Source organism: Arthrobacter sp. P2b (assembly GCF_900168295.1).
Lineage (GTDB): Bacteria > Actinomycetota > Actinomycetes > Actinomycetales > Micrococcaceae > Arthrobacter.
In genome coordinates this window covers 185,511-202,454 of sequence record NZ_FVZL01000007.1, presented here as the reverse complement: position 1 = coordinate 202,454, position 16,944 = coordinate 185,511, and the positions used below count along the sequence as shown (strand labels likewise).

The following is a 16,944-nucleotide window of genomic DNA, read 5'->3' as shown; positions in this document are numbered from 1 at the left end:
ACTCAACCCACTCGGCAGTCTCTTCCGGATCACGATCAGGCAGCTGGTTAGTCAACCCGCTGAGGATATGGGAGGTATCTTCTCCTGCAGCCACGGGAGCCTCATTTCATCGTCGAATGGCTCATGTTTTCGTATTGTGAGAAAACATTCTTGCCATATGAGATTAGCGAGAAGATGGCAGGAGGGTCAACATCGACGGCGGGGTCCACGCCCTCCTGCGCGGCAAGGACTGCTGCAAACCGATTGTGACTGCAGCCCGTGGGAGTCCGTCCTTGACCGCAGGTGACGCAGGTCATACTCTTATTTCACTATTCAATATCTCGATTCCGTAATGTGGAATAACAGAAACGGCCACCAGCGCCGGTCTCACCACCGCGGATCCTCCCAGAATTGAGACCCTTATGCAGACCCCTCCACCGGTGGGTGTTGACGCGGCCGCAGACCTGACAGCGCCGTCAGTCGCCGCCGCACACCCCTCCGTTCCAGTTGAAGCCCTGTGCGAATCCGCCAGCACGGCATCCGGCCAGAGCATCAGCCCCACCCTTTATAACGTGGATCTCGCCCCCACCAAGCGCGCCGGCCGCAGCTGGTCCGGCTACAGCATCTTCACCCTCTGGGCCAATGACGTTCACAGCCTCGGCAACTACGCCTTCGCCATCGGGCTGTTCGCGTTGGGCCTCGGCGGATGGCAGATCCTCCTGGCACTCGGCATCGGGGCGGCCCTGCTGTTCGGCCTCCTCAACCTCTCCGGCTTCATGGGCGTCAAGACCGGTGTTCCCTTCCCGGTGATGAGCCGCATCAGCTTCGGAATCAGGGGCGCACAAATCGCCAGCCTGCTGCGCGGCGCCGTGGCCGTGGCCTGGTTCGGCATCCAGACCTACCTCGCGTCCGTCGTCTCCCGCGTGATGCTCGTGGCCATGTTCCCCGCCCTCGCGGAGATGGACAAGGACTCCATCCTGGGGCTCTCCACCCTGGGCTGGATCGCCTTCATCATCCTCTGGGTTGTCCAGCTGGTGATCGTCAGCTTCGGCATGGAAATGATCCGCAAGTACGAAGCATTTGCCGGCCCGGTCATCCTGGCCACGATGGCCGCCATCGCCATCTGGATCTTCATCGAAGCCGGCGGCGCCATCGCCTGGTCCTCGGACAACGCCCTTGAGGGCCCGGAAATGTGGCTCACCATCTTCGCCGGCGGCGCCCTGTGGGTCTCCATCTACGGCACCTTCGTCCTGAACTTCTGCGACTTCACCCGCTCCGCCGTCTCCAAGAAGGCCGTTGTCCGCGGCAACTTCTGGGGCATCCCCATCAACATGCTGGTCTTCGGTGCCATCGTTGTGGTGATGGCCGGCGGACAGTTCAAGATCAACGGCACCATCATCGAGAGCCCCTCGGACATTGTCCAGACCATCCCCAACACCCTCTTCCTGGTGCTGGCCTGCCTGGCACTGCTGATCCTGACCATCGCCGTCAACCTGATGGCCAACTTCGTGGCTCCCGTCTACGCCCTGACCAACCTGTTCCCCAAGCGGCTGAACTTCCGCCGCGCGGCCATCGTCAGCGCCGTCATCGGCCTGGTCATCCTGCCGTGGAACCTCTACAACAACCCGCTGGTCATCGTGTACTTCCTCGGCGGCCTCGGCGCCCTGCTCGGCCCGCTGTTCGGCGTCGTGATGGCCGACTACTGGCTGATCCGCCGCGGCAAGGTCAACGTCCCGGAGCTGTACACCGCCTCGCCGGAGGGTGCCTACTTCTACAAGAACGGCGTCAACCCCCGGGCGATCATCGCCATGGTCCCGGCGGCCGTCCTTGCCCTCCTCATCGCATTCGTGCCGGCCCTGGCATCCGCAGCTCCGTTCGCCTGGTTCTTCGCGGCAGGCATTGCCGCGGTGGTGTACTTCTTCATCGCCGACCGCACCCAGAAGCTGGAAGACCACGACGGCGAGTCCATCGCCATCGCCAGCACCCACTGACGGCCCACCCGCGCCCGCCGCGGATGCACCAGCAAACCCCAAAGGACCCTCCATGCGCATCCTTGTAGCAAATGTCAACACCACCGCCTCCATGACGGATTCCATCGCCGCCTCAGCCCGCAGTGTTGCGGCCCCCGGCACCGAGATCATCGGGGTGACACCCCGCTTCGGCGCCGACTCCTGCGAGGGGAACTTCGAAAGCTACCTTGCAGCGATAGCCGTCATGGACGCCATCACTTCCTACCCGGAACCGTACGACGCCGCCATCCAGGCCGGCTACGGTGAGCACGGGCGTGAAGGGCTCCAGGAACTCCTGGACGTCCCGGTGGTGGACATCACCGAGGCGGCAGCCAGCACGGCCATGTTCCTGGGCCACAAGTACTCCGTGGTCACCACCCTGGACCGCACCGTCCCCCTCATCGAGGACCGGCTCAAGCTCGCCGGGCTGGATGCACGGTGCGCCTCGGTGCGGGCCAGCGGCATGGCGGTCCTGGAGCTCGAGGAGGAACCGGAGCGGGCCGTGGAGGCAATCATCAACCAGGCACTGCTGGCGGTCACGCAGGACAAGGCCGAGGTCATCGTGCTGGGCTGCGGAGGCATGGCAGGCCTGGACGAGCAGATCCGGCAGCGGGCCGGCGTCCCCGTGGTGGACGGCGTGGCATCGGCGGTGACCATCGCAGAATCCCTGGTCCGCATGCGCCTCTCCACCTCCAAAGTCCGGACCTACGCTGCGCCGCGGCCCAAGACCGTCATAGGCTGGCCGCTAAACAGCACCGCAGCGCCCGCCCCGCTCTAGCACCACATTCCAGGAGAACAGCTTTGAACAATCCCCAACCCGCCGGACGCGTCGCAGTGGTCACCGGAGCGGGCTCCGGCATCGGGCGGGAAGTGGCACGGCAGATGCTTGCCGGGGGGTACCGCGTTGCGCTGGCCGGACGCCGCGAAGCGCAGCTGCAGGAGACAGCGGACGGCCACCCTGACGCACTGGTGGTGCCGTGCGACGTCACCCGGCCCGACGACGTCGGGCGGCTTTTCGAAGCCGCGCGGCAGCAGTGGGGCCGGGTGGACGTGCTCTTCAACAACGCAGGCGTGTTCGGCCCGGCAGCCAGCGTGGACGAGATCAGCGTGGACGACTGGAACGCCACCGTTGCGGTCAACCTCACGGGCTCCATGCTGTGCGCCGCGGCCGCCGTCAGGACCATGAAGGAACAGGAACCCCGGGGCGGGCGGATCATCAACAACGGCTCCATTTCCGCACATTCGCCCCGCCCGCGGACCGTGGCCTACACGGTGACCAAGCACGCGATGACGGGCCTCACCAAAAGCATCGAGCTGGACGGGCGCGGCTTCGGGATCACCTGCGGCCAGATCGATATCGGCAACACGGCCACCGACATCATGGACACCATCGGCGTCGGCTCCGGGGCCCTGCAGGCTGACGGCAGCCGCCGTGTGGAGCCGATGTTCCCGGTGGCCGACGCTGCCCGCGCGGTGCTGATGATGGCGGACATGCCTGCCACGGCCAGTGTGGGCTCGGTGGTGGTGACCGCCGCGGGCATGCCGTTCGTCGGCCGCGGCTAAAAGCGCGAGCGCAAGCCGGCCGGGCGGCCAGCCGGCGGGCAGTCAGCTACCGGCAGCCGACTACAGCGGGAGCAGCTCCGAGAGGTCCGCGCGCAGTCCCGAAGCAGCCACCCTGCCGGCCGCGACGGCGTCCGGCCAGCCCAGCTGGCCGGTCACCATCGCCAGCCAGGTGGCGGCGTCGCACTCAATGACGTTCGGCGGGGTGCCGCGCGTGTGGCGTGGCCCCTCCACGCACTGGGTGACGCCGAACGGCGGCACCCGCACCTCCACCGAGTTCCCCGGTGCCCGCGCGGTGACTTCCTCCAGCGAATAGCGCACGGCAGTGGCCAGGACGGCCCGCGGTAGGGGAGTGTCCGACGGCGGTTCGGCAGCTTTCCGCCAGGCGGCCAGCGCCGCTGCACCTTCCTCCACGTCAATACGACGGCGGGCTACAGCCATGTTTCGGGCTTCTTTCCGGTAAATATTCTCAGTATGGCCCCTTCAAAACACGAGTAGGGGCTCGCTGAAAAGACGGGTAGTGGCAAAGGCAATTAGAGTATCGCGCACGCTGGCGGAAGAAGAATTTGCCAAGCATGCTTCTTACAAGGCTCATCGCAGAGTCGGCAGCAGTGAGAAGCCCGGCCCCCTCAGCAGGGGCATCAGGGCCCCGCTACCGGCTCCGGTGGCGGGAAGGACCACGCCGCCGGCCGTGCGCCGGCAGTTCCCTCACTGAAATCCACCCCAGCGAAGGACTGCCCATGACTGCCCTATTCCTTGATGTCGACGACGTCTTCGGGGCCTTCACCGCCCGAAGCCTCAACGAGTTCTACACCGAATTTTCCCCCTACTTCCCACTCGCCGTGGCAGGCGTCATTGTCTGGGGCCTCTGGCTGTACCGGTTCATCCTTTCCCACCGGGCGCGGCCCATCGTGACCGGTTTCCGGACGTCCACCTCGGTGGTGGTCCCGTCATTCCATGAGGACCCGGACATCCTGATGAGCGCCCTGGAGTCCTGGCGGCAGCAGAAGCCGGACGAGATCATCATCGTCCTGGATGTCGAGGACCTCGACGCCTACCACCGGATCAATGCCTTGGGCGATGACACCATCCGCCCCGTCCTGTTCCACCACATGGGCAAGAGGTCCGCGCTGGGGGTCGGGATGCGGATGGCCCGGCACGAGATCCTGGTGCTGACCGACTCGGACACCTGGTGGCAGCCCGGGCTCCTCGCCAACGTCCAGATGCCCTTCGAAGACCCGATGGTGGGAGCCGTCGGCACCCACCAGAACGTGTACCAGCGGGATACCAGCATCTGGCGCCGCATCGCGGACTGGCTGGTCAACGTCAGGTACCTGGACTACGTGCCGGCCATGGGCCGGGCAGGAGCCGTCCCGTGCATCTCGGGCCGGACCGCCGTCTACCGCCGAAGCGCCGTGATGGACGTGATCGAACACCTGGAAAACGAGTACTTCATGGGCCGCCGCTGCATTTCCGGCGACGACGGCAGGCTCACCTGGCTGGTGCTGGCCTCCGGCTACAAAACTGTCCACCAGTCATCCGCGCGGGCGCTGTCCATGTTCCCTTCCAGCTTCCGGGCCTTCATGAAGCAGCGGGTCCGCTGGAGCCGGAACTCGTACCGCTGCTACCTCACCGCCATTGCCAAGGGCTGGCTGTGGAAGGTTCCGTTCGTCACGAAGGTGACGGTGCTCCAGATCCTCCTGACCCCCGTCACCATGGGGCTCACGCTGGTGTACCTGGTCTTCCACCGCCTTGATCCCACCCCGTTCGGAATCGGGGCCGCGGTCTGCTGGCTGCTGCTGGGCCGGGGAATCCGCGGCGTTTCGCACCTCCGGCGGCACCCCAAGGACTTCCTGATTCTCCCGGTCCTGGCCGTCACCGTGATCCTGGTGGCGCTGCCCATCAAGATGTACGCCTTCGCCACCATGAACAAGCAGGGCTGGCTCACCCGCCACGCCCACCAGACGGGCGGGGACGGCCAGGACGCCCGTACCCTCAGCACCGGGGACAACGTCGGCACCGGGGACAACCTCAGCGCAGGGGACAACCTCTCCACAGGGGAGGTGGCGGCATGAGGGCCGCCCGCCCCATCGCGGCCGCCGTCCTCACCGCCGTGCTGGGGACCGCCGGCTTCCTCTACGCCGGCAGCATCCAGGACGGTTCCGGGGCCGAAGCCCTGGGCCGGAACGAGATCGCAGCCAACGGTAACGTGCAGGGCCGGCTCTACCCGGGGAATCCGGCGAGCGAGGCCAGGCTGGTGGAGCAGGAGGACGAGCGCCTGGTCTACGTGCGCACCATCGCCTCCGCCGCCCGCTGGCGCGTGGAAGGACTGGAGGGCCCCTACCGGATCAGGACCGGGTCCAGCTACACGCTGGTCCTGCCCGCGCGGGCCGAGGCCTACACCGTGGCGGACCTGCTGGCCCTGGCCCCCAACGCCTTCCGTCACCTGGACAGCCAGCAGGACAACGGGAACTACCTGCTGTCCGAGTCCATCGCGGTTTTGGCCGGCGCCACGCTGTCCCTGGCCTCGCCGGACCCTGCCCGGCCGCTGAACCTGAGGCTGGAAAGCGGTGCCCGGTCATTCGTCTCCCTGGTGGCCCTGGGCGGGTCGCTCACGCTGGGCGGCACGGACGCAGCGCGCGTCAGTGTCACCAGCTGGGACAGCACCAAGGGCGGCCCGGACCGGACCACGGTGGACGGCCGCGCCTACATCAGGGTGGTGGGCGGCCATGCCTCCTTCAGCCATTCGGACATCTCCGAGCTGGGTTTCTGGAGCGGCAACACCGGCGGCCTGTCGCTGACCGGAACCGAGGCAGTGGGCACCTTCAGCGATGAACAGCCGACGCCGGGGGAGACGGAGGCGGCAAGCGGCGGCGCCCGCCTCCTTCCGGAAGCGGAACTGGCAGCCCTGACGCAGGAATCCGCGCAGGACTACAGCCTGGTCACGGCAGGCATCGAGAACGTCCGCCTGCGCAACAACGCCTTCGGACTCTTCGTCACCAACGCCCGGGACATCGCCGTACGGGACACCACCATCACGGGAAGCCTGGTGGACGGGCTGGTGCTCCACCGGTTCGTCTCCAACGCCACCATCACGCGGACCGATTCCTCCGGGAACGCAGTGGACGGCTTCAGCGTGGGGCGGTCAACCCAAGGCGTGACGCTGGACGGCGTCAAAGCCGTGGCCAACGGGCGCAACGGGGTATCCATGGACGGCCGCCCGCTCGCGGACGGGCCAAACGCCGTCGGGACCGCCGTGAACGCCTATGGCGGAAACACGGTGGCCGGGGGCACTGTCGAAGACAACGAACGCTACGGCATCGAGGTCATCGGCGGCACGTCGCTGGCCGTCAGGGACAACCGCGTCAATGCCAACGAGGTGGGGATCGTGGCCGCCGACGGCGCCAAGGGAGTCATCATCACCGGCAACACCCTGCTGGACAACGCCCGCCAGTCCATCGCGGTGCGCGGCGGCGGCTCCACGGCCCGGGTCAGCGGCAATTCCATCACCGGCGGTGACACCGGCATCTACGTCAGGGACGCCACGGCGGACGTCAGCGCGAACACCCTGGACCGCATCTCCAACCACGGCATCACCCTGCTGGGCGCAGTCGATAAAACGTCCGTGGCCGGCAACACCGTGGGCGGCAACGGGTCCAGCGCCATCTGGACCGAGGCATCAACCGGTGCCATCCTTGGCGAGAATGACGAGCTCTCCTGGGTCCCCGCCTACACAATGGAAAGGGTGGTCAAGTCCGTGTTCCAGCCCCTGACGTTTATCTGGTTCGTGCTCGCCGCGCTGCTGCTCATCACCGCCGTCGCGCGGGGAAGGAACGCCCAGGGCGTCATCCGCAGCCCCTACGCCGACCACGTCCCGCTCACCTCCCTGGGCAGGGGAGTGGTGGCGTACGACGACGAGAGGCAGCTGCGGTGACCGGCCGCCGGATCCGGCTGGGCGCCTGGGCCGTGCTCGCCGTCGTGATCGTTGCAGTACTGATGGGAGTTTTTGCCATGATGGGATTCCAGGAGGAGACGCCCCAAGGGGGCACCCCGCCATCATCAAGGCCGGCCCCAACGGAACCCGGAGCTGCACCACCTCCTGCCCCGGGGGCGGCACCAGCGGAGTGCCCCGCCGGCACCGGCGTCTCGACGGCGGCCGAACTGACCGCAGCGCTGGCAGCAGCCGGTCCGGGTGCCGTGATCCGGCTCGCGGACGGCGTCTACGTCGGCAACTTCCGGGCAACCGGGGCCGGGACGGCAAGCCAGCCGATCACGCTCTGCGGCGGCCCGGGAGCGGTCCTGGACGGCGGCAGCACCGAGGACGGCTACGTGCTCCATCTGGACCAGGCGTCCTACTGGACCGTGCAGGGCTTCACCGTCCGGAACGGGCAAAAAGGGATCATGGCTGACCAAACCACGTTCTCCCTGTTCCAGGGCCTCACCGTCGAGAACACCGGCGACGAAGCCATCCACCTGCGCAGGTTCAGCTCGGACAACAAGGTCACCGGCAACACCATCCGCGGCGCCGGGCTCCGGAAACCCAAGTTCGGTGAGGGAATCTACATCGGAACGGCGGAGAGCAACTGGTGCGACGTCAGCGCCTGCGAACCGGACAAAAGCGACCGCAATGAAATCCGAGGCAACACCGTCTCGGACACCACCGCGGAAAGCATCGACATCAAGGAAGGAACCTCGGACGGGCTCCTGCTGGAGAACATCTTCGACGGCTCGGGCATCACCGAGGCCGACTCGTGGGTGGACGTGAAGGGCAGGGGCTGGCGGATCGAAGGAAACACCGGCAGGAACTCACCCCAGGACGGGTTCCAGACGCACGAGATTATTGATGGCTGGGGCACGGAGAACGTCTTCCGACGGAACGTCGCGGAAGTCAACGGGCCCGGACTCGGCTACTCACTGAAACCCGCGCGCGACAACGTGGTCGACTGCAGCAACACAGCCTCGCAGGCGGAACAGGGCCTCTCCAACATCCCCTGTACCAGCTAGAGGACAACGCCGGCCATCCGGCGGACTGCTCACTCCTCCACTAGAGACGGAATCGAGAAACCAATGAACAACCTTCCTTCCTTCAACGCGCCCAAAATCACGGTGGTCGGAACCGGCTACCTCGGCGCAACGCATGCCATTTGCATGGCGGTCATGGGCTTCGACGTCCTGGGGTTCGACGTTGACGAGCGGAAAATTGCCCGGCTCTCGGCCGGCGAGGTGCCGTTCTACGAACCGGGGCTCCCGGAGAAACTCCACGAGGCGCTGGCCTCGGGTCGGCTGAGGTTCACCACCGACCTGGATGAGGTGGCGCAGTTCGGCGACGTGCATTTCATCTGCGTCGGAACACCCCAGGCCCCCAACTCGACAGCTGCCAACCTGACCTTCGTGGATGCGGCCTTTGCCGGGCTGGCCGCACGGATCACCCGGAAAGCGCTGCTGGTGGGAAAGTCCACGGTGCCCATCGGCACAGCGGCACGGCTGGCCGGCATGGTGGCGGACATCTCACCGCTCGGGGCGGACCTCGAAGTGGCATGGAATCCGGAATTCCTGCGCGAAGGGTATGCCGTGCAGGACACGCTGCACCCGGACCGGCTGGTGTTCGGTGTGGCGTCAGCCTGGTCCGAGTCCATGCTGCGGCGGGCGTTTGAGCCGCTGCTGGCGGACGGCACGCCGTTGATCGTCGCGGACATGCCGACGGCGGAACTGGTCAAGGTGGCGGCCAACTCCTTCCTGGCCACCAAGATTTCCTTCATCAACGCCATGGCCGAAGTCTGCGAGGCCACCGCCGCCGACGTCAGCACGCTGGCCAAGGCACTGAGCCTGGACGACAGGATAGGCGGCAGGTTCCTCAAGCCGGGCCTGGGGTTCGGCGGCGGCTGCCTGCCCAAGGACATCCGGGCCTTCAAGCACCGTGCTGAGCAGTTGGGCGTGGGCCAGGCCGTCAGCTTCCTGGGCGAGGTGGACTCCATCAACAACCGCCGGCGCGTCCGCACAGTGGACCTGGTGCGGGAGCTGGCCGGCGGAAGCCTTGCCGGGGTCAGGGTGGCGGCACTGGGCGCGGCGTTCAAACCGAACTCGGACGATGTGCGGGACGCCCCTGCCCTGGACGTGGCCCGCATGCTCTACCTGGAAGGGGCGGTGGTGACGGTGTACGACCCCGAAGCGAACGCCAACGCCCACCGGCTGTACCCGGACCTGAACTACGTTGACTCCCTGGCCGCGGCCGTGGAGGGCGCGGACGTGGTGGCACTCCTGACCGAGTGGGATGAATTCCGGTCGGCCGGCCCGGATTATCTGGGCGGACTGGTGCGGCACCGCCGGATCGTTGACGGCAGGCATGCCTTGGATTCCGGACTGTACGTCTCGTCCGGCTGGGAGTACCGGGCCTTGGGCCGGCCCTACCAGGCTGCTCCCTATGGGACTGCGCCTGCGGGGCAGGCTGCCGTTGCGGACGCGGAGCTGAAGCGGCCGGCTTAGCCGGGCGCAGCCTGCGCGTCAGTCAAGGCGCCTCAATCAAGGAGCGCGGAAACGGCCGGGCCCAGGCGTATCTTGCCCACCGGCCGTCCGCCGCCCGTCACCGGTTCCACCACTTTTTCCAGGACGCTGGCAACACCGGGGATTTCCACCGCACCGGCAGCGGCAAGGAGCGTCAGGGCCACCAGCGAGGTGGCCCTGACGTTGCCGTCCAGGATCTTGATGGCCACGGAGACACCCTGCGGGGTGGCCATGGCCAGGACGCCTTCCGCCCCGATTTTGGCAATAATCTCCAGCTCATCCATCACCAGCGTGTTGGCCTCGCCGCGGCCCTGCACAGCCCACGGATAGTCCAGCATCGATGTGGCGATCGTGGCGGCGCGGGCACTGAAACTCTGGTCGCCCGGAGCCTTTGCCAGCTGGGAAAACCCCCTGGCCAGGCCCTTCAACGAGACCGCCGCCACCGGCGCCCCGCACCCGTCGATGCCCAGGTGGGCGATCTTCTCTCCCGTGTACTCCTCGATAACCGTGCGGACCCGCTGCTGCAGGGGATGGTTGGGCTCCAGGTAGCTGTGGGTGTCCCAGCCGTTCTCGGTGCAGGCCCAGAGGAAGGCCGCATGCTTGCCTGAACAATTGAACGCCAGCCGCGACTTGCCTTTTTCCGAGCGCACCAGCCAGTTCCGGGCCGTCTCGTCCTGCGGCCACGCCTCGGGGCACTGCAGCTGGTCCTCGCGGACCCCGGCTGCCTTGAGCATCCCGGCCACTACGTCCATGTGGTCCAGCGAGCCGGTGTGGCTGCCGCACGCGATGGCCACCTGGGCTCCGCGCAGCGGGACACCGGACTGCATGGCGGCGAGGGCCTGGAACGGCTTCAGGGCCGACCTGCCGTAGATGGGCGTATTGATGTCGCCCAGTTCGGTCACCACGGAACCGTCGGCGGACAGGAGGACGGCTGAACCGATGTGCCGTGACTCGACAAAACCGCTGCGCTCGATCACGGCCAGTTCGACGGCGGAGTCCACGGTGAAGGTGGCATGCGGGTTGTGCGGCATGCTGCCCAGTCTAGGGGCCGCCCCTCGGAATCCGGCGCTACTCCACCGTGACCATCACGGACTGCCAGCCGGACGCGCCGTCGGGAACAGGATCAGCACGCTGGTCCGTCTGCACCTCGCCGGTCCCGTCCGTGGCCCGGACCTTGATGTAGTGGGCGCCGGGGGTGGCATCCCACTGGTAGGACCACTGGCGCCAGGTGACCAGGGACGCCTCGGTGGAAAGCTCGGCCTCTACCCAGTCTGCTTTGTCGATCTGGATTTCCACCTTCGTGATGCCGCGGGTCTGGGCCCAGGCTGTGCCTCCGACGGCAACTTGTCCGGCCGGTACCTTGGCGAAGGACTTGGGGACGTCCACCCGTGCCATCGTCTTGATGGGGCCGCGTTCCGCCCAGCCCCGCTCGGTCCAGTAGGCCTTGCTGTCGGCGAACCGGGTGACCTCCAGGTCAACCACCCATTTGGTGGCGGACACAAAGCCGTACAGCCCCGGAACCACCATCCGTACGGGGTAGCCGTGCTCCAGCGGCAGCGGCTCGTCATTCATGCCGATGGCCAGCATGGCGTCGCGGTCATCCTGGAGCACTTCCAGGGGCGTGGAGGCGCTGAAGCCGTCAATGGACGTGGAAAGCACCATGTCCGCACCGTCCGTGGGCCGGGCCCGTTTGAGGACTTCGCGGAGGGGCAGGCCCAGCCATTTGGCGTTGCCGGCCAGGTTGCCGCCCACCGGGTTGGAGACACAGGTGAGGGTTACGTGCGATTCGATCAGGTCGGCGTCGAGCAGGTCCTGGAAGGTGAGCCGCACTTCCTCCTCCACCAGCCCGTGGACCCGCAGTTCCCAGTCGTCAGCGTTGATTTCCGGAACGCTCAGTGCGGTATCGATGCGGTAGAAGTCGCCGTTGGGCGTTACCCATGACGGAACGCCCGGCACTGCTGCCTGGACGCCGGCGGGTACGGCAGGTGCGGCGCTGACCGGAGACGGCAGCTTGAGGGCCTCCCGCGCCTGGGCAATATTGCTCCGTGCGGCACCGAGGAGCCGTCCACCCGTTGCCGCGATCCCGGCGGCCGCCGCGGTGATGCCGGCCGCGGCAAAAAAACGGCGCCGGCTGGTTCCCGGACGTCTGTCTTCTACTGCTGTGTCCGCGGGCGCCTCCGGCCACGCCTTCATGGTCCGCAAAGGCCCCGTCAAACGCCGCAGGGCTACGAGGCCGGCGAACGTTCCGAGCACGCTGGGGAGCGCATCCACCGGATTCACTCCGGCACGGGTCACCACGCTCGCCACGATAACCGTGCCCATAAAGAGGACGCCCAGGACGCCCAAGGCCCACCTGCGGTAGGCCACGATGCCCAGGACACACGCGAGCACGGCGATGGTGAGCCCCATGCCCGCAAACAGTGCGGCCTTGTCATTCGTGCCGAACGTGGCGATGGCGAAATCCTTCAGCCAGGACGGGGTGAAGTCGATGAAGGTTGATCCCAAGGCGAACAGCGGGGTGGCCCGCGCGGTGAAGAACGCACCGATCAGCTCCGCAACGGCGAGGACGACGGCGGCCGCCACCACGCCGGCCAGTGCGGCCAAAGCGGTGGGACCCTGGAGCCAGTTTCGGAGCTTTTTCATGGTTGTTGTTCGGAGCGGGAAGGGCTGCGGATTGTCACTGCAGGTTGGAAGGGACACAGCTTAGGAGGGGGCAGGGTGCACAAAGTACCCTTGGAGACTGTGAAGGTACTCGTCATTGGCCCCGGAGGCCGCGAACACGCCATTGTCCGCTCCCTGCTCGCCGACCCCAACGTGTCCGAAGTCCATGCGGCGCCCGGCAACGCCGGCATCAGCAAGCTGGTCCCCACGCACAACATCAACGGCAACGATCCCGACGCCGTGGCTGCGCTCGCCACCAAGCTCACTGTTGACCTGGTGGTGGTGGGCCCGGAAGCTCCGCTCGCCGCAGGCGTGTCCGACGCCGTCCGTGATGCCGGAATCCCCGTGTTCGGGCCCAGCAAGGCCGCCGCCCAGCTGGAAGCCTCCAAAGCGTTTGCCAAGGAGATCATGGCAGAGGCCGGAGTTCCCACGGCGATGGCCATGGTGGCCACCAACGCCGACGAAGCAGCCTCCGCCCTGGACACCTTCGGCGCCCCCTATGTGGTGAAGGACGACGGCCTCGCTGCCGGCAAGGGCGTGGTGGTTACCAGGAACCGCGGGGAAGCGCTCGCCCACGCGCAGTCCTGCTTTGACGCCGGCGGCTCGGTGGTCATCGAGGAGTTCCTGGACGGGCCGGAAGTCTCCCTCTTTGTGCTCTGCGACGGGCACAACACGGTTGCCCTGTCTCCGGCGCAGGACTTCAAGCGCATCTTTGACAACGACGAAGGCCCCAACACCGGCGGCATGGGCGCCTACACACCCCTTGAATGGGCCCCCGAAGGCCTGGTCCAGGAGGTCATTGACCGCGTGGCCCAGCCCACCGTCAACGAGATGGCCCGCCGCGGCACCCCCTTTGTGGGCGTCCTGTTCGTAGGACTCGCCCTGACCTCCCGCGGCACCCGCGTCATCGAATTCAACGTCCGCTTCGGCGACCCAGAAACGCAGGCCGTCCTCGCCCGGCTCAAAACGCCCCTCGGTTCCCTGCTGCTCTCAGCCGCCAAGGGCGAACTGGACAAGGCAGAGGAGCTGCGCTGGGCGAAGGAATCTGCCGTCGCCGTCGTCGTCGCGTCCGAAAACTACCCGGACACTCCCCGCACCGGCGACCGGATCCGCGGGCTGAAGAAGGTGGAAGCGCTCGAAGGTGTACATGTAATCCACGCCGGAACGGCCTTTGACGAGGAAGGCAAAGTGGTCTCCGCCGGAGGCCGTGTGCTCGCCGTCGTTGCCCTCGGCAGCGACCTGGTGGAAGCGCGCGAAAGGGCGTACGACGGCGTGGAGCTGGTGCAGCTGGAGGGCTCACAGTTCCGCAGCGACATCGGCGGCAAGGCGGCGCGCGGGGAGATCAAGGTTCCTTCCGCCGCCACTGCTTCCCTGCCCGTAACGAAAGCGAAGGCCTAGCATGACGGAAACACCAGCCCCCCGCGGCTTCAGCACCACAGCACTCGACCTGCCGGGCTGGAAGCACGTCTACTCGGGCAAAGTGAGGGACCTCTACGAACCGGCCGACGAATCCATCCAGCAGCGGATTGGCCAGGAATGCGTCCTGGTGGTCGCCAGCGACCGCATCAGCGCCTACGACCATGTGCTGGCCAGCGAGATTCCGGACAAGGGACGCATCCTCACGCAGCTGAGCCTCTGGTGGTTCGACCAGTTGGACGTGGAACACCATGTGCTGGCCTCCACGGTGGAGGACGGCGTGCCGGCCGAGGTTGAGGGCCGTGCCATGATCTGCAAGAAGCTGGACATGTTCCCGGTGGAATGCATCGCACGCGGCTACCTCACCGGTTCCGGCCTGCAGGAATACAAGGCGTCCGGAACGGTGTGCAGCATTCCTTTGCCCGAGGGCCTGGTTGACGGCTCGCGGCTGGAGCAGGCCATCTTCACGCCGTCGGCCAAAGCCGAAGTGGGCGAACACGACGAGAACATCACCTACGATGCCGTGGCGGCCATAGTGGGGGATGACATCGCCGGCCGGCTCAAGGAACTGACGCTGAAGATCTACACGACGGCCGAAGACATTGCGCGGCAGCGCGGCATCATCCTCGCCGATACCAAGGTGGAGTTCGGCTACGACGCCGTCTCCGGCTCAATTACCCTCGGCGACGAGGTGCTGACGCCGGATTCCTCACGGTTCTGGGATGCCGCCACCTACCAGCCGGGCCAGGCGCAGCCGTCCTACGACAAGCAGTATGTTCGGGACTGGCTGACATCGGCGGAATCGGGCTGGGACAAGTCCTCTGATACGCCGCCACCGGCGCTGCCTGCTGAGGTTGTTGAGCGTACCCGCAGCCGCTACGTCGAGGCCTACGAGAAAATCACCGGGAAAACCTTCGCCTGACGGAGCCCCAGCTGCTCCCGGCGAACGGCGTTGTAGCTAGCTGGCCTTCGCGGCGGCTGCCGCGCGCTTTTGGGCCAGTTTTATTTCCAGGACCGCGTCCAGTGCCTGCTGGACGCGGTCCCCGGCGCCGGCTGCGCTGAAGGCTTTCTGCGCTTCCTGCAGGTGCACCAGGGCTTCGTCCGGCTCGCCTGCTGCCTTGAGGGACTTGCCCAGGAGGAGTGAAACTTCACCGGCGGTGTGCTTGGCGAGGGCGTTGCGTTCGGCGTGGATCTCGCGCAGCTTCTCGACGGCGGCGACGATGTCCCCGGTCAGGTACAGCCACCGGGCGCGGATGAAGGCGACTTCCAGTGCGTCGCCCTTAGTGCCGCTGACGATGGAAAAAGCGAGTTCAGCACGCTCGATGGCAGAGAGCGTTTCCGGTTCCACGATGCCTGCCGTCAGCCTCACAGTGGCCGAAGCCTTGTTGAACCGGGCCCACAATTCAATGTCGTTCGCCGGCGACAGCAGCTTGGCCGCACGCTCGTGGTGTTTGACGCCTTCCGCATAGTCGTGCCGGATAAAGGCGACATTTCCGATAACCCAGGCCACTTCACCGGCCAGCTGGGACATGGACGCTTCATCCACCTTGTCACTCATGATCTCGCAGTAGCGCCAAGCGTCATCCAGCCGTCCGCTTTCCGCCAGGGCTGCTATGAGGGCACGGAGGGCACCCACGATGATTGTGGAATTTCCGGGAAGCTGTTCCGAAAGTTGCACCGCTTCCAGGGCCTGGTCCACTGCGAGTGACAGCTTGCCCTGACGTTGGAAAACCGTGGCCAGCATTTGGCGGGCCCGGACACCCAGTCCTGCGGACTCCCTTGCCATGGGATGTTCCAGCAGACGTTCCACGATCTGCTGGCATTCCTGCAAGTCATCGTGTTTCAGCAGGCATTCCGCCTGCATGTACGTCATGTTCCACCAGGCGCTGGTGTTGCGGCCTTCGAGGGCGATCTGTGCAGCCGTAGCAGCATGGCTTGCAGCGAGCGGATAGTCACGAAGGTCCCAGGCCTGGCGGGCGTAGAGACCTGCCAGGACATATTCCGCATCGCTGACTGAGATGGGCTGGCTCCAGGCTTCCAGCGCTTTGGGTGCCAGGTCCAGGCGACGGGCGAGTTCCTCGATGACCTCCGCTGTCGGCTCCCGGCGTCCGGTTTCGAGAAGCGAGATGTAGCTGGGGGAATACAGGTCCTTGCCCAACTCGGCCTGAGTCAGTCCACGCTCCAGTCGTTCCGCACGGAGCTTTTCCCCGAATCCATTGCCCACGGCACTCCTCCTCTTCTGGTCCTGATGGGGACGGTTCCTTTCGCAAGGCTTGACAAGCCCTGTGGAAAACATTTTACAATGTATGTCAACAAGGGCTGTGCTGGCTTTGTAACGAATCCGACTCGCATTAAGGAACTCACATGTTCAAAAAGATTGCCGCCGCGGCTGTCTTGGCTGGGGCTTTGGCGTTCTCCGCGGTGGCTCCGGCCACCCTCTCCGCAGGTTCCGTTTCCGACACCTCGGGTATCTCGTCAGCAACAGGTATTTGGCCCGATCCCATGTCCTCCAAGCAGGGCAAGGACAAGAAGAGCAGCGACACCACCTACACCACATACACGGGTATCTGGCCTGACCCGATGTAACAGCACCCCTTAAACAGGAGGCATGAGAATAACCCCGGAGCTTCTGCTCCGGGGTTATTTTTTGTCAATGGACCGGTCACAGTGCGGTGCCGAGACCAAAGCGAGACACAAAAAGAGGGCCTCCGCAAGGAGACCCTCTTTTCGTTATGGTCGGGATGACAGGATTTGAACCTGCGACCTCTTCGTCCCGAACGAAGCGCGCTACCAAGCTGCGCTACATCCCGATCCGCTG

14 protein-coding genes and 1 tRNA gene are annotated in these 16,944 nt (G+C 66.0%); 10 read left to right on the top strand and 5 right to left on the bottom strand.

Annotated features, from left to right (window positions below):
* Positions 1 to 401 precede the first annotated feature (401 nt).
* From B5520_RS13615 to B5520_RS13605, 3 genes are read left to right on the top strand one after another with little or no spacing between them, the layout of a single operon-like run.
* Positions 402 to 1,970, top strand: a complete 1,569-nt coding sequence (locus tag B5520_RS13615; RefSeq protein WP_079597598.1) for an NCS1 family nucleobase:cation symporter-1 — start codon at positions 402 to 404, stop codon at positions 1,968 to 1,970.
* A gap of 52 nt (positions 1,971 to 2,022) precedes the next feature.
* Entirely contained in the window at positions 2,023 to 2,766 is a 744-nt protein-coding gene (locus tag B5520_RS13610; RefSeq protein ID WP_079597597.1) for an aspartate/glutamate racemase family protein, read from the top strand.
* 23 nt (positions 2,767 to 2,789) lie between these two features.
* Complete coding sequence (locus tag B5520_RS13605) at positions 2,790 to 3,551, top strand: SDR family oxidoreductase (RefSeq protein WP_079597596.1); 762 nt, start codon at positions 2,790 to 2,792, stop codon at positions 3,549 to 3,551.
* A 60-nt stretch (positions 3,552 to 3,611) separates the two neighbouring features.
* On the opposite strand, the gene B5520_RS13600 is transcribed toward B5520_RS13605, so the two are convergent.
* Positions 3,612 to 3,989 (bottom strand): sterol carrier family protein, encoded by a 378-nt coding sequence (locus tag B5520_RS13600; RefSeq protein ID WP_079597595.1) that lies wholly within the window; start codon positions 3,987 to 3,989, stop codon positions 3,612 to 3,614.
* A gap of 299 nt (positions 3,990 to 4,288) precedes the next feature.
* Between B5520_RS13600 and B5520_RS13595 the strand changes: the two genes are divergently transcribed.
* The 4 genes from B5520_RS13595 (at position 4,289) to B5520_RS13580 (ending at position 10,031) form a co-directional block, all read left to right on the top strand.
* The gene (locus B5520_RS13595; RefSeq protein WP_079597594.1) at positions 4,289 to 5,623 is read left to right on the top strand and encodes a glycosyltransferase; all 1,335 of its coding nucleotides are present in this window, start codon (positions 4,289 to 4,291) and stop codon (positions 5,621 to 5,623) included.
* Entirely contained in the window at positions 5,620 to 7,482 is a 1,863-nt protein-coding gene (locus tag B5520_RS13590) for a right-handed parallel beta-helix repeat-containing protein (protein WP_079597593.1), read from the top strand. The genes B5520_RS13595 and B5520_RS13590 overlap by 4 nt, the downstream gene beginning before the upstream one ends.
* The gene (locus B5520_RS13585) at positions 7,479 to 8,552 is read left to right on the top strand and encodes a right-handed parallel beta-helix repeat-containing protein (RefSeq protein ID WP_254865570.1); all 1,074 of its coding nucleotides are present in this window, start codon (positions 7,479 to 7,481) and stop codon (positions 8,550 to 8,552) included. The genes B5520_RS13590 and B5520_RS13585 overlap by 4 nt, the downstream gene beginning before the upstream one ends.
* A 63-nt stretch (positions 8,553 to 8,615) precedes the next feature.
* Positions 8,616 to 10,031, top strand: coding sequence for a UDP-glucose dehydrogenase family protein (locus tag B5520_RS13580; RefSeq protein WP_079597592.1), 1,416 nt, complete (start codon positions 8,616 to 8,618; stop codon positions 10,029 to 10,031).
* A gap of 32 nt (positions 10,032 to 10,063) precedes the next feature.
* Here B5520_RS13580 and B5520_RS13575 read toward each other — a convergent pair whose 3' ends face one another.
* The gene (locus B5520_RS13575) at positions 10,064 to 11,080 is read right to left on the bottom strand and encodes an asparaginase (protein ID WP_079597591.1); all 1,017 of its coding nucleotides are present in this window, start codon (positions 11,078 to 11,080) and stop codon (positions 10,064 to 10,066) included.
* A 37-nt stretch (positions 11,081 to 11,117) separates the two neighbouring features.
* Entirely contained in the window at positions 11,118 to 12,692 is a 1,575-nt protein-coding gene (locus B5520_RS13570; protein WP_104443499.1) for a molybdopterin-dependent oxidoreductase, read from the bottom strand.
* Positions 12,693 to 12,791: 99 nt separating this feature from the next.
* On the opposite strand from B5520_RS13570, the gene purD reads away from it, so the two are divergent.
* Both purD and B5520_RS13560 read left to right on the top strand, forming a co-directional pair.
* The gene (purD, locus tag B5520_RS13565) at positions 12,792 to 14,108 is read left to right on the top strand and encodes a phosphoribosylamine--glycine ligase (RefSeq protein ID WP_079597589.1); all 1,317 of its coding nucleotides are present in this window, start codon (positions 12,792 to 12,794) and stop codon (positions 14,106 to 14,108) included.
* A 1-nt stretch (position 14,109) separates the two neighbouring features.
* Positions 14,110 to 15,048 carry a phosphoribosylaminoimidazolesuccinocarboxamide synthase gene (locus tag B5520_RS13560; protein WP_079597588.1) on the top strand — a complete coding sequence of 313 codons (939 nt, stop codon included), beginning with the start codon at positions 14,110 to 14,112 and terminating at the stop codon, positions 15,046 to 15,048.
* Between the two features lie 36 nt (positions 15,049 to 15,084).
* Here B5520_RS13560 and B5520_RS13555 read toward each other — a convergent pair whose 3' ends face one another.
* Positions 15,085 to 16,350 carry a helix-turn-helix domain-containing protein gene (locus B5520_RS13555; RefSeq protein WP_079597587.1) on the bottom strand — a complete coding sequence of 422 codons (1,266 nt, stop codon included), beginning with the start codon at positions 16,348 to 16,350 and terminating at the stop codon, positions 15,085 to 15,087.
* Positions 16,351 to 16,490: 140 nt separating this feature from the next.
* Here B5520_RS13555 and B5520_RS13550 point away from each other — a divergent pair, with 140 nt between their 5' ends.
* On the top strand, positions 16,491 to 16,712 hold the full coding sequence (locus B5520_RS13550; RefSeq protein WP_079597586.1) for a hypothetical protein: 222 nt from the start codon (positions 16,491 to 16,493) through the stop codon (positions 16,710 to 16,712).
* Between the two features lie 147 nt (positions 16,713 to 16,859).
* On the opposite strand, the gene B5520_RS13545 is transcribed toward B5520_RS13550, so the two are convergent.
* A tRNA-Pro gene (locus B5520_RS13545) sits at positions 16,860 to 16,936 on the bottom strand.
* Between the last annotated feature and the right edge of the window lie 8 nt (positions 16,937 to 16,944).

Coding starts and splice junctions, on each gene's coding strand:
- B5520_RS13580 (WP_079597592.1), top strand. CDS start 8,616: ATGAACAACCTTCCTTCCTTCAACGCGCCCAAAATCACGGTGGTCGGA.
- B5520_RS13550 (WP_079597586.1), top strand. CDS start 16,491: ATGTTCAAAAAGATTGCCGCCGCGGCTGTCTTGGCTGGGGCTTTGGCG.
- B5520_RS13615 (WP_079597598.1), top strand. CDS start 402: ATGCAGACCCCTCCACCGGTGGGTGTTGACGCGGCCGCAGACCTGACA.
- B5520_RS13610 (WP_079597597.1), top strand. CDS start 2,023: ATGCGCATCCTTGTAGCAAATGTCAACACCACCGCCTCCATGACGGAT.
- B5520_RS13575 (WP_079597591.1), bottom strand. CDS start 11,080: ATGCCGCACAACCCGCATGCCACCTTCACCGTGGACTCCGCCGTCGAA.
- B5520_RS13560 (WP_079597588.1), top strand. CDS start 14,110: ATGACGGAAACACCAGCCCCCCGCGGCTTCAGCACCACAGCACTCGAC.
- B5520_RS13590 (WP_079597593.1), top strand. CDS start 5,620: ATGAGGGCCGCCCGCCCCATCGCGGCCGCCGTCCTCACCGCCGTGCTG.
- B5520_RS13595 (WP_079597594.1), top strand. CDS start 4,289: ATGACTGCCCTATTCCTTGATGTCGACGACGTCTTCGGGGCCTTCACC.
- B5520_RS13570 (WP_104443499.1), bottom strand. CDS start 12,692: ATGAAAAAGCTCCGAAACTGGCTCCAGGGTCCCACCGCTTTGGCCGCA.
- B5520_RS13600 (WP_079597595.1), bottom strand. CDS start 3,989: ATGGCTGTAGCCCGCCGTCGTATTGACGTGGAGGAAGGTGCAGCGGCG.